Annotated in this window: 11 protein-coding genes; 10 read left to right on the top strand and 1 reads right to left on the bottom strand. The window is 62.8% G+C overall.

Going from position 1 to position 12,337, the window contains the following annotated elements; translation table 11 throughout:
* Positions 1 to 185: 185 nt before the first annotated feature.
* The 7 genes from pdhA to JQ629_RS32925 all read left to right on the top strand — a co-directional run bounded on the left by pdhA (position 186) and on the right by JQ629_RS32925 (position 8,381).
* Positions 186 to 1,232: a pyruvate dehydrogenase (acetyl-transferring) E1 component subunit alpha gene (gene pdhA, locus JQ629_RS32895; RefSeq protein WP_212416146.1), complete on the top strand. Its 1,047-nt coding sequence runs from the start codon at positions 186 to 188 to the stop codon at positions 1,230 to 1,232.
* Positions 1,233 to 1,288: 56 nt separating this feature from the next.
* Positions 1,289 to 2,692, top strand: a complete 1,404-nt coding sequence (locus tag JQ629_RS32900) for a pyruvate dehydrogenase complex E1 component subunit beta (protein ID WP_212416147.1) — start codon at positions 1,289 to 1,291, stop codon at positions 2,690 to 2,692.
* A gap of 6 nt (positions 2,693 to 2,698) precedes the next feature.
* On the top strand, positions 2,699 to 3,004 hold the full coding sequence (locus JQ629_RS32905; protein WP_192739539.1) for a DUF5076 domain-containing protein: 306 nt from the start codon (positions 2,699 to 2,701) through the stop codon (positions 3,002 to 3,004).
* Positions 3,005 to 3,006: 2 nt separating this feature from the next.
* Entirely contained in the window at positions 3,007 to 4,374 is a 1,368-nt protein-coding gene (locus JQ629_RS32910; RefSeq protein ID WP_212416148.1) for a pyruvate dehydrogenase complex dihydrolipoamide acetyltransferase, read from the top strand.
* Between the two features lie 123 nt (positions 4,375 to 4,497).
* The gene (gene lpdA / locus JQ629_RS32915; RefSeq protein ID WP_212416149.1) at positions 4,498 to 5,919 is read left to right on the top strand and encodes a dihydrolipoyl dehydrogenase; all 1,422 of its coding nucleotides are present in this window, start codon (positions 4,498 to 4,500) and stop codon (positions 5,917 to 5,919) included.
* 122 nt (positions 5,920 to 6,041) lie between these two features.
* On the top strand, positions 6,042 to 7,283 hold the full coding sequence (locus JQ629_RS32920; protein ID WP_212416150.1) for a threonine synthase: 1,242 nt from the start codon (positions 6,042 to 6,044) through the stop codon (positions 7,281 to 7,283).
* 129 nt (positions 7,284 to 7,412) lie between these two features.
* Positions 7,413 to 8,381, top strand: coding sequence for a tripartite tricarboxylate transporter substrate binding protein BugD (locus JQ629_RS32925; protein ID WP_212416151.1), 969 nt, complete (start codon positions 7,413 to 7,415; stop codon positions 8,379 to 8,381).
* 137 nt (positions 8,382 to 8,518) lie between these two features.
* Here the strand turns inward: JQ629_RS32925 and JQ629_RS32930 are convergent, their stop codons facing one another.
* Positions 8,519 to 10,792, bottom strand: coding sequence for a lytic transglycosylase domain-containing protein (locus JQ629_RS32930; protein WP_212416152.1), 2,274 nt, complete (start codon positions 10,790 to 10,792; stop codon positions 8,519 to 8,521).
* 626 nt (positions 10,793 to 11,418) lie between these two features.
* Here JQ629_RS32930 and JQ629_RS32935 point away from each other — a divergent pair.
* The 3 genes from JQ629_RS32935 to JQ629_RS32945 form a co-directional block, all read left to right on the top strand.
* On the top strand, positions 11,419 to 11,607 hold the full coding sequence (locus JQ629_RS32935) for a hypothetical protein (protein ID WP_212416153.1): 189 nt from the start codon (positions 11,419 to 11,421) through the stop codon (positions 11,605 to 11,607).
* A 26-nt stretch (positions 11,608 to 11,633) separates the two neighbouring features.
* A complete protein-coding gene (locus JQ629_RS32940; protein ID WP_212416154.1) occupies positions 11,634 to 11,864 on the top strand; it encodes a hypothetical protein in 231 nt (76 codons plus the stop codon).
* A 259-nt stretch (positions 11,865 to 12,123) separates the two neighbouring features.
* Positions 12,124 to 12,337, top strand: a 214-nt coding sequence (locus tag JQ629_RS32945; RefSeq protein WP_212416155.1) for a hypothetical protein, incomplete at its 3' end; no start/stop codon positions are given.

Below are 12,337 nucleotides of genomic sequence, written 5' to 3' on the forward strand. Positions count from 1 at the left end.
GACTGTTACGCCGGGATGACGGCCGACCGGATTCCGCAAATTTCAAAATCTCGCGATATCGATTACAAAAATGTCGCGCCGCGTTGCACTGCGGCATAGCAATATTTTCTCCAGCGCACGCAATCCTTTCACGGCGGTTTGAGTTGGGTTAGAGAGGCTGATCTTCTCTCTCATCCGGAATTGCCATGGCCGTACCCAAAAAAACCGTCACCAAGGAAGCAGGGCAGGAAAATGGGAAAGAGAAGGGTCAACAGAAGGGCTTCGCCGCCCCACCGGAATTCACCAAGGCACAGGAACTGGCAGCCCTTCGGGACATGCTGCTGATCCGCCGTTTCGAGGAAAAGGCCGGGCAGCTCTACGGCATGGGCGCGATCGGCGGCTTCTGCCATCTCTATATCGGCCAGGAAGCCATCGTGGTCGGCATGCAGATGGCCTTGAAAAAAGGCGATCAGGTCATAACCGGATACCGCGACCACGGGCATATGCTGGCCTGCGGGATGGAAGCCAAGGGCGTGATGGCCGAACTGACCGGACGCCAGGGCGGCTATTCCAAGGGCAAGGGCGGCTCCATGCACATGTTCAGCAAGGAGCAGAATTTCTACGGCGGCCACGGCATCGTCGGCGCCCAGGTTTCGCTCGGAACGGGTTTGGCCTTCGCCAACCGCTATCGCGGCAATGATTTCGTCAGCCTCGCTTATTTCGGCGACGGCGCCTCCAACCAGGGGCAGGTCTATGAGAGCTTCAACATGGCGGAGCTGTGGAAGCTGCCGGTGATCTACATCATCGAGAACAACCGCTACGCCATGGGCACGTCGGTGACGCGCTCGTCCGCCCAGACCGATTTCTCCAAGCGCGGCATTTCCTTCAACATCCCCGGCGAACAGGTCGATGGCATGGACGTGCGCGCGGTGAAGGCCGCCGGCGACAAGGCGGTGGCCCATTGCCGCGCCGGCAAGGGGCCGTTCATCCTGGAAATGCAGACCTATCGCTACCGCGGCCATTCGATGTCGGATCCGGCGAAGTACCGGACCCGCGAGGAGGTCGAAAAGGTCCGCCACGACCAGGATCCGATCGAGCAGGTGCGCAATCGCCTGCTGGCGGCCAAGGTCACCGAGCAGGAATTGAAGGCCATCGACGCCGAAGTGCGCGAGATCGTCAATGAGTCGGCGGATTTCGCCCAGCACGATCCCGAGCCCGATGCGTCGGAGCTCTGGACCGACGTCTATCGTTGATACGCGTCCAACGACGTAGCGCAGAACAAAACTAAAGAGTGATCCCGGGAGCTGATATGCCCATTCAAGTATTGATGCCTGCGCTTTCGCCAACCATGGAGAAGGGCAACCTTGCCAAATGGCTGAAGAAGGAAGGCGAGACGATCAAGTCGGGCGATGTCATCGCCGAGATCGAAACCGACAAGGCGACGATGGAAGTCGAGGCGACCGATGAGGGCACGCTCGGCAAGATATTGATCCCGGAAGGCACCAACGACGTCGCGGTCAACACGCCGATCGCGACCATTTTGGCTGACGGCGAAAGCGCCGCCGATCTCGGCAAGGCCGCGGCACCAGCTCCCGCGCCCAGTGTCGCGAAGGAAGTCGAGGAGTCCCGTTCGCCGGTCGGCGAAGGCAAGCCGATGATCTCGGCGCCGAAGGCGACCGCGGCACCCGTTGCCGTGGCCGAGCCCGATCCGGAAGTGCCTGAGGGCACCGAGATGATCTCCCAGACCATCCGCGAAGCGCTGCGCGACGCCATGGCCGAAGAGATGCGGCGCGACCCCGACGTGTTCATCATGGGCGAAGAGGTCGCCGAATATCAGGGCGCCTACAAGGTGACGCAGGGCCTGCTGCAGGAATTCGGCGCCAAGCGCGTGATCGATACGCCGATCACCGAGCATGGTTTTGCCGGCGTCGGCGTTGGCGCGGCGATGTCCGGCCTGAAGCCGATCGTTGAATTCATGACGTTCAATTTCGCGATGCAGGCGATCGACCAGATCATCAATTCGGCGGCCAAGACGCTGTACATGTCGGGCGGCCAGATGGGCTGCTCGATCGTGTTCCGCGGACCGAACGGCGCGGCGTCCCGCGTCGCCGCCCAGCACAGCCAGGATTATTCGGCCTGGTACTCGCAGATTCCGGGATTGAAAGTGGTCGCGCCGTTCTCGGCCGCTGACTACAAGGGCTTGCTGAAAGCCGCGATCCGCGATCCCAACCCGGTGATCTTCCTCGAAAACGAGATGCTGTACGGCCACACCGGCGAGGTCCCGAAACTCGACGACTACGTGATCCCGATCGGCAAGGCGCGCATCGTCCGCTCCGGCGGCCATGTCACGCTGATCTCCTGGTCGAACGGCATGAGCTATGCGCTCAAGGCCGCCGACGAGTTGGCAAAAGAAGGCATCGAGGCCGAGGTGATCGACCTGCGCACGCTGCGCCCGATGGACACCGACACGATCATCGCCTCGGTCAAGAAGACCGGCCGCGCGGTAACGGTGGAGGAGGGCTGGCAGCAGAGCGGTGTCGGCGCCGAGATCGCCGCCCGCATCATGGAGCACGCCTTCGACTATCTGGATGCGCCGGTGGCGCGGGTGTCGGGCAAGGACGTGCCGATGCCCTATGCGGCGAATTTGGAAAAGCTCGCATTGCCCAATGTGGCCGAGGTGGTCGCCGCCGCCAAAGCCGTTTCATACCGGTAGACTCCGATGGCCGGTCCCAAGGAGCAGCCCTTACCGCCCGACGTCATCGGTCGCGACGACGCGATCGAAGTGCTGCGCGCCTTCGTGGTCGATGGCGGGCTCTCGATCGCGTTCCAGCGAGCGTTCGAGGAGCCGGACATGTGGGGCCTGCTGCTGGTCGACATCGCGCGCCATGCGGCGAGGGCCTATGCGCGCGAAAGCGGCCACACCGAGGACGAGGCGCTGGCGCGTATCGTCGAAATGTTCGAAGCCGAGATCAATCGGCCGACTGACGTGGGTAACACCACGCTGCGGTCGCAACAGGGTCACTGACAATGCCGATCAACATTTTGATGCCCGCGCTGTCGCCGACGATGGAAAAGGGCAACCTTGCCAAGTGGCTCAAGAAAGAGGGCGACAAGGTCAAGTCCGGCGACGTGATCGCTGAGATCGAGACCGACAAGGCGACGATGGAAGTCGAAGCCGTCGATGAGGGCACGATCGCCAAGATCCTGGTGCCTGAAGGCACGCAGGACGTTCCGGTCAACGATGTCATCGCGGTCCTGGCCGGCGATGGCGAGGACGTGAAGGCGGCCGGAGCCGCGTCTGCGCCGGCAGCAAAAGCTGCACCTGCGCCCGCTGCGGCACCTGCCGCAGCCGCACCGGCGCCTGCCGCCGCGCCCGCGCCGAAGCCCGCAGCAACCGGGCCGACGCAGGCTGCCGCGCCGGCGGCGGCTTCCGCCCCGCAAGCCGCAACTCCTCAAGCCAATGGCCACGCCCGGGTGTTCTCGTCACCGCTCGCCCGGCGTTTGGCAAAAGAAGCCGGCATCGAACTCGGGCGGATCAACGGCTCGGGTCCGCACGGCCGCATCGTCGCGCGCGACGTCGCGGACGCCAAATCCGGTAAGGGCCTCAAGGCGCCAGCCGCGGCCCCCGCCGCCGGACCCTCGGTCGCGCCGTCGATGTCGGACAAGCAGATCCTCGCGCTGTTCGAGGAGGGCTCCTACGAAGTCGTGCCGCATGACGGCATGCGCCGCACCATTGCGCAGCGCCTGACGGCGTCGGTGCAGACCGTGCCGCATTTCTACCTGACGATGGACTGCGACATCGGCAAACTGCTCGCCGCGCGCGAGGAGATCAATGCCGCCGCGCCAAAGGACAAGGAGAAGAAGCCGCTCTACAAGCTCTCGGTCAACGACTTCGTCATCAAGGCGATGGCGATCGCGCTGCAGCGGATTCCGAATTGCAACGTGAGCTGGACCGAAAGCGGCATGCTCAAGCACAAGCATTCCGACATCGGCGTTGCCGTGGCGATGCCGGGCGGCCTGATCACGCCGATCATCCGCAAGGCCGAAACCAAGTCGCTCTCTACCATCTCTGCCGAGATGAAGGATTTCGCCGCGCGCGCCCGCTCGCGCAAGCTGAAGCCCGACGAATACCAGGGCGGCACCACGGCGGTGTCCAACCTCGGCATGTTCGGCATCAAGGATTTCACCGCCGTGATCAACCCGCCGCACGCGACCATCCTCGCGGTCGGCACCAGCGAGGAGCGCGCGGTGGTGCGGGGCGGCAAGATCGAAGCCGCTCACATCATGAGCGTGACGCTGTCCTGCGATCACCGCGCCGTCGACGGCGCACTCGGCGCGGAGTTGATCGGCGCCTTCAAGATGCTGATCGAAAATCCTGTGATGATGATGGTGTGACCGTCGTCATTGCGAGCGCAGCGAAGCAATCCATTTCACCGCCGGAAACATGGATTGCTTCGTCGCAAGTGCTCCTCGCAATGACGGAAGCGAATAGTCCGGTTGAATGATGAGAATGAGCGCATGGCCGACACTTCCTTCGACGTCATCATCATCGGCTCCGGCCCCGGCGGCTATGTCACGGCGATCCGCGCCGCCCAGCTCGGCTTCAAGACCGCAATCGTGGAAAAATCCTATCTTGGCGGCATCTGCCTGAACTGGGGCTGCATCCCGACCAAGGCGCTGTTACGCTCGGCGGAAATCTACCACTACATGCAGCACGCCAAGGATTACGGCCTGTCGGTGGAAAAAGTGTCCTACGACCCCAAGGCCGTGGTGCAGCGCTCGCGCGGCGTCTCAAAGCGCCTCAATGACGGCGTCGGCTTCCTGATGAAGAAGAACAAGGTTTCGATCATCTGGGGCGACGCCTCGATCGACGCGCCGGGCAAGGTCACGGTGAAGAAATCCGCGGTCGAGGCGCCGAAGGGTACCTTGGGCGAGGGCGCCTATCAGGCCAAGCACATCATCGTCGCGACCGGCGCACGGCCGCGCGTGCTGCCGGGGCTGGAGCCCGACAAGAAGCTGGTCTGGACCTATTTCGAGGCGATGGTGCCGGACAAGATGCCGAAGTCGCTGCTGGTGGTCGGCTCCGGCGCGATCGGCATGGAGTTCGCTTCGTTCTTCCGCACCATGGGCTCCGAAGTGACTGTTGTCGAAGTGCTGCCGCAGATCCTGCCGGTGGAAGACGCCGAAATATCGAAGTTCGCCCACAAGGCGTTCGAGAAGCAGGGCATCAAGCTCCTCACCAATACCAAAGTCACAAAACTCGAGAAGAAGAGCGACAGCGTCATCGCCACCATCGACGACGGCAAGGGCAAGCCGCAGAGCATCGAAGTCGACCGGGTAATCTCGGCCGTCGGCGTCGTCGGCAATATCGAAAACCTCGGTCTGGAAAAACTCGGCGTCAAAACCGATCGCGGCTGCGTGGTGATCGACGGCTATGGCAAGACCAACGTACCCGGCATCTACGCCATCGGCGACGTCGCAGGCCCCCCGATGCTGGCGCACAAGGCCGAGCATGAGGGCGTGGTCTGCATCGAGGCGATCAAGGGCCTGCATCCGCACGCCATGGACAAGAACCTCATTCCCGGCTGCACCTATTGCCACCCGCAGGTCGCCTCCGTCGGACTTACCGAAGCGAAGGCGAAAGAGGGCGGCCGCGAAATCCGCGTCGGGCGTTTCCCGTTCGTCGGCAACGGCAAGGCGATCGCGCTCGGCGAGGACCAGGGCCTGGTCAAGGTGATCTTCGACAAGAAGACCGGACAATTGCTCGGCGCCCACATGATCGGCGCCGAGGTCACCGAACTGATCCAGGGTTACGTCGTGGCGATGAATCTGGAGACGACGGAGGAAGAGCTGATGCACACGATCTTCCCGCATCCGACGCTGTCTGAAATGATGAAGGAAGCGGTGCTCGATGCTTATGGCCGCGTGCTGAACATGTAGTGCCGGCGTCATTGCGAGCGAAGCGAAGCAATCCATCTATCCGCTCGCGGCGCCATGGATTGCTTCGTCGCTGCGCTCCTCGCAATGATGGGAGATAATCGGAACAAGAAAGAACAAAGCCCGTGAAAGACAACGACAACCTGACCATCGAACGTCCGACGTTCGTGACCCATCTCGAATGCGCGATGGAAGGCGATCATTATCCCGCCGACCAGATCCACAATCTCTCGAAAGCCAACAAGCCGCTGCTGGTGCGCTACGATCTTGCCGGCGTCAAGACGGCGCTGACCAAGGACGCGCTGGCGCAGCGGCCGGCCGACATGTGGCGCTACCGCGAGATGCTGCCGGTGCGCAAGGTCAGCGATATCGTCAGCCTCGGCGAGGTCACGACGCCGCTGATCCGGCTGCCGAAGCTCGGCAAAAAGCTCGGCGGCGGCGAGATCATCGTCAAGGACGAGGGCCGTCTTCCCACTGGTTCGTTCAAGGCCCGTGGCCTTGTGATGGCGGTGTCGATGGGCAAGGCGCTCGGCATCAAGCACATGGCGATGCCGACCAACGGCAATGCGGGCGCGGCGCTCGCCGCCTACGCCACCTCCTGCGGCATCAAGACCACGATCTTCTGCCCGGCCGATACGCCGGAGGTGAATGTCAGCGAGATCGAGCTGCAGGGCGCCACGGTCTATCGGGTCAACGGCCTGATTGACGACTGCGGCAAGATCGTCGGCGAAGGCAAGGCCAAGGCGGGCTGGTTCGACACTTCGACCCTGAAGGAGCCATACCGGATCGAAGGCAAGAAGACGATGGGGCTGGAGCTCGCCGAACAGCTCGGCTGGGAAGTGCCCGACGTGATCTTCTATCCGACCGGCGGCGGAACCGGCCTGATCGGGATGTGGAAGGCGTTCGCCGAACTCGAGGCCATCGGCTTCATCGGCTCAAAGCGCCCGCGCATGGTGGCGGTGCAGGCATCGGGCTGCGCGCCGATGGTGCGCGCCTTCGAGAACGGCACCGAGCACGCGCCGCGCTGGGAGGACGCCCACACGATTGCATCGGGTATTCGCGTGCCGCAGGCGGTCGGAGATTTTCTGATCCTGCGCGCGGTCCGCGAGAGCAAAGGTTTCGCCATTGCGGTCGATGACGAGAGGATTTCTGCTGCACTGGGCGAAGTCGCGCGCGAGGAAGGCTTTTTGTTGTGTCCGGAGGGCGCTGCGACCTATGCTGCGTACAAGCAAAGCCTTGCCGACGGCCGCGTCACGAAAAATGATCGTGTGATGCTGTTCAATTGTGCGACAGGGCTTAAGTATCCGTTGCCGCCGGTCACGCGCACGCTCGATCGTCATCAGCCGATCGACTACGCGCAATTCTAGGCCGTGCGAAACTATAGATCGTCATTGCGAGCGAAGCGAAGCAATCCATAGCGCGGCATCAGAAGCATGGATTGCTTCGTCGCTTCGCTCCTCGCAATGACGACAATGGTCGTTTTTAGGGAGGGGTTGATGCGAAGATTATTTCTGACGGCACTTGCGGTGTTGGCGTTCGGCGGCGCCGCGGTCGCGCAGAATTTTCCCTCGCGTCCCATCACCATCATCGTGCCGTTCTCCGCCGGCGGTCCGTCGGACGTGATGGCGCGAATCCTGGCCGAGCGCATGAAGACGACGCTCGGCGAGGTCGTCCAGATCGAGAATGTCACCGGCGCCGCCGGTTCGATCGGCGTCGGCCGCGTGGTACGATCAGCCCCTGACGGCTACACCATCAGCTTCGGCCATCTCGGCACCCACGTGGCCAACGGCGCAATCTACAAGCTCGGCTACGACCTCGTCACCGATCTTGAACCGGTCGTGCTGCTGCCGAGCAACACCATGATCGTCGTCAGCAAGAATGCGGTGCCCGCGAAATCGCTGAGCGAATTGCTGGCGTGGCTCAAGGCGAGGCCTGAGCCGGCGGCGACCGGCACCGCCGGCGCCGGATCGGGCAGTCACATCGCCGGGCTCTATTTCGAGAACGTCACCGGCATCAAGCTGCAATATGTGCCGTATCGCGGCACCGGGCCTGCCATGAACGATCTCGTCGCCGGGCAGATCGATATGATCGTCGATCAGCTCTCCAATTCGATCAACCAGGTGCGCGCCGGAAACATCCGAGGCTACGCCGTCACCGATACCAAGCGCTCGGAATCCGCCTCCGACATCCCGACCGCCGAAGAGGCGGGCCTGGGCGGGTTTCACATGACGCTGTGGTCGGGCTTGTGGGTACCGAAGGGTACGCCGAAGGAAATCGTGACCAGGCTGAATGCCGCCGCCGTCGAGGCATTGAACGATCCGGCGGTGCGCAAGCAGCTCGAAAACCTCGGCCTGCAAATGACGCCGAAGGACAAGCTGACGCCCGAAGCGCTCGGCGCCTGGCAGCAGGCGGAAATCGCAAAATGGTGGCCGATGATCAAGGCCGCGAATGTGAAGGTGGATTGAGCACCGTTGTCGTCCCGGCGAACGCCGGGACCCATAGCCACCGGCTGCAATTGTTGTGCGCGCTGGCCGTTATCTTTCTTTTCCAACAACACCAGCCGCGGCGTATGGGTCCCGGCGTTCGCCGGGACGACGGAAGGTCATTGCGCCGGTGTCGCCGCCACTGCTGACGGCGCCGCATTGCTCTCCTGCGTCACGACGCGCTCGCCGGTCTTTGCCGCCATCGCCCTGCCGCTGTCGAAGCGGACGCGGTAGACCGCCAGATTCTCGATCACGCGCTGGACATAGTTTCGCGTCTCGGAGAACGGAATGCGCTCGACCCAGTCGACCGGATCGACCTTGGGGTCGCGCGGATCGCCATACGCCTTGAGCCAGTCCCGCACCCGGCCGCGGCCGGCGTTGTAGCCGGCGAAGGTCATGATGTGGGAGCCCTTGTACTCGCTGAGCAGCGCGCTGAGTTCGCCGGCGCCCATTTGCGTGTTGTAGACGGGATCGGAAACCATCCGGTCCCAATCATATTTGACGCCAAAGCGCTTGGCGGTATCGCGTCCGGCCTCCGGGGTGATCTGCATCAACCCGACCGCATTGGCGTGAGACTTGTCGCGCTGGTCGAACGCGCTCTCGGTGCGCGCCACCGAATAGATCATGCTGTGCTCGATTTCGGGCGCGATCTGCTTGTGCGGCGGAATTCCGATGGTCGGGAACGCGTAATGGTCGAGCGCCAGCCCGCGGCCGAGCGAGGGTTTTCCGATCTGCAGCATCGCGCGGGCATCGTTGCGGCGGCCGGTGAGTTCGCCGAGCGCTTCGAGCAGGGTGACGTCGGAGCTCTGTTCGCCGAGATCGGTAACGAAATAGAGCACGACGTCGCGCTCGCCGATTTCGTACAGCATGTCGGCGGCGCGAACGCGTTCGTCGATGCTCGAAGCGTCGGCCGATGCGAGAGCCGGTGAGGGCGGGCGCAATTCGATCTTGTCGCGGCCAAGTTTTGCGTGCGCGAGCTGGCCGTAATAGGCGGTCGGGTAGCGTGCGGCTGCGTCATAGCTTGCGCGCATCATGTCGTTGTTGCCAAGGGTTTCGGCGGCCCGCCCGCGCCAGTAATTCGCCCGCGACAGCACGGTTGGATTGGCCTGGCCCTCGTCGATGCGGGCGAAATGCTCGCGCGCGCTAATGGGTTCATCGAGATAGCGCAGGGCGATCCAGCCGCACATGAAGTGGTAATCGGACCGGTAGTACTCGTTGGCAGGCGCGGCCGCGGGCTGGATGACCTGGTAGGCGGTCAGGAATTTGCCTTCATCGAGCAGCTTGCGGGCGAGCGAGCGCCGCTCGCGCCACCATTGATCGGTGTCCTGCAGCGCCATCGTCTCGGGCCGCGCCGCCAGCATCAGACGGGCCGCGTCATCAATGCGCTTCTCGGCGAGCATCCACTGGATCCGGCACAGCGTGTAGCCAAGATCGGCGCGCGCCTCGGCCGGGACGTCGTCGAGCGCATCCTTGGCCTTGTTCGATTTGCCCCTGACCGCGGCACAGGCCTTTACGATCGCCAGGTCGTCGTCGCCGAGGAGTTTTGCGGCGCGCTTCGCGCCTGCGAGATCCTTGGCGCCGATGCGTTTGTCCATGCGCGCGCGGTGGTCGTCGCGGGTGAGGAGGTCGCGGAACAGCTCCAGCACGTCGGGTTCGACGCGTTCCGACAATTCGTCCGATCGCCACGCGTCGCGCGCCAGCCGGCCCGCGCCGTCGCGATCGCCTTCACTGAGCTTGACGCGCGCGAGCGCCAGTTTGCCCCTGGCGCTGATAGGCGCCTCTCCGGTGAAGCCGCGCACCTTGGCCCCATCGGCGCGCTCCTGCCACAGCCGCGCTTCCACCCGCCGGCGCAGCTGCGCCGCGCTCGGCCATTCCGGATTGGCGGCGATGAAGGCGGCATAGCGGCCGAAATTCGCCGTGGTCTCGGAGTGGCGCAGGATGAACCATTCGACGAGCTTTTGGGCGGCCGGATCGGCGATCCTGTTGCGCGTCGCGGTCGCCTCGTCGGTCTTCGCCTTGCGCGCGAGATTGATTGCTTCCTTCACCAGTGCCAGATCGCCGGTCAGCGCTGGAGCGGCCTCTTTGGCGGTTTCCTTGGCAGTTTCCTTGGGAGCAGGGGCGTCCTTTACTCGCTTTGACTTCTTCTGCGCATCGGTATGTTTCGCGTTCTTCGCAAGTTTCGCGTGGCGGCGCTTTTCGCCCGCGGCGTTGCGTTGCGGACCAGCATCCTTTTTCGCATCGAGCGTTTTCTTCGCATCGTGCGGCTTCTTCGCATCGTGCGTTTTCTTGGCGGGTTGCTGTTTGGGATTGGTCCGCGCCGTCGCCTCGGGTGCGAACAGCGCGAGCGCGGTTGCGGCGAGAAGACAGGACAGTGAACGCAAGCAACGGTTCATTCCATGGTGCTCCCCTGCGAGTCACAAACCAAGAAATCGCACGTCACGTGCGGCCCGAGCCGTCCGAGAGGTAGCATGAGATCGATTAATCAATTGTCGCATCGGCGCAACAGCGCGCGGGAAACCGCGCGGTAGATGGAACCCGAAGGTCGATGGAATCCAGCAGGGCGGCTGACCTATTTGGGTGTCTGCAGTTCGTGCAGGCCCATTCGTCCGCTTGGGAGGGGCCTTCAGGTCGACGGGCCGCTTCAAGGCCGCAAGCCGGAACAGGCCAACGACCACGATTGCCGCGAGGACAATGCCGGCGGCGGAGAGCGCCAGTAGCGAGGTCCACATGGCAGCATCAATCTTGCTGCCCCGCGAACCGGAGGGGGACGGGCGGTGTTCCCAGAAACAAAACAAGCCGCCGTGATGTGGAACCAACATTTCCGATGCAACTTGATTCAATCCATCGGGCGATTACCGCTGATTTGCGTCCGATGCGGAATGACGGCCCCAGCCATTAGCCCCCTCCCACTGGGGCCGTTTCCTTGGGTACCGGTTTTCGCTCCCCAAAAACAGAAGATGCGGCCGCTCCGGAACGAATGACACTTGTGTCGGTTAGCGGACTCGCGGGGTAAGCTCAGATGAGCAAGCAAAGCGAAGATCTCAGAGACCAGGCCCGACGAGCAGCCCGCCTCGCGCTGACGATCAGCGACTTCGCGGCCTCGGTGAAACTGAAAAACTTGTCCAAACAGTACGACGCCGACGCCGAAAGGCTGGAGAAGATCGACAGTCCGGCGTCCGGCACGACGCGTGGTGACCTTCAAGAATGAGGGTATCTCCGGTTCAGGTTCGTCCCATGTACCCTTGGCAGTTTGGCGAATTCGACAATGTGATGGATGACGCGCTCAATATCGCGATGGACTATCTCATTCGCACCGACCAGGCCGTCGAATTCCGGGAGACGCAGACCGTGGCCGCAAACGCCATCGCGGACGCCTGGCGCGCAGGTGTACGCAGTCGCATGCGGCTTACCAACGTGGCGATAATGGCGGTCGAACAAAACCGCGATACATCGGGAAACCCTTAGCGTGCACCATCGCGGCCGATCGGGTGGCCAGGCGAGGGCCGGTTGAACAATAACGGCTTTCCGGGATTGGATAATCCAAGAGGTCACCGTGGTGATTTTTTGGCCCTTGTTGTGGAAGACGAGCTTCGCAAATTGTGATCACGTGTCGCATGCCGGATGATCTAGCCTTCGCAGAACATTCGAACGTTCATCACGGCGCGTAGCGCACGACGCCCTTGGCCGGCGTAGGAGCGGGTGACGTTGGAGAACTCGCCGTTGAATGCCGCTCATTGCGCCGTGCCATATCGCGCTGACGGCAGGTAACGTGCGACAAATCAACCCGACGGGCAAAGCAGTTCTGATTTACGGAAATCGTGTCAAGCCCCAAAATAAAAAATATTTCTGTTTACCAGAACACAAATCAGGTGCATATATTCGCCCATCCCGTCCTACTCAGAAGGGCGTCGGCCGTCGTCACGGACGTTGGACGGGTT

Source organism: Bradyrhizobium sp. AUGA SZCCT0222 (assembly GCF_018130205.1).
In the GTDB taxonomy this organism is placed as follows: Bacteria; Pseudomonadota; Alphaproteobacteria; order Rhizobiales; family Xanthobacteraceae; genus Bradyrhizobium.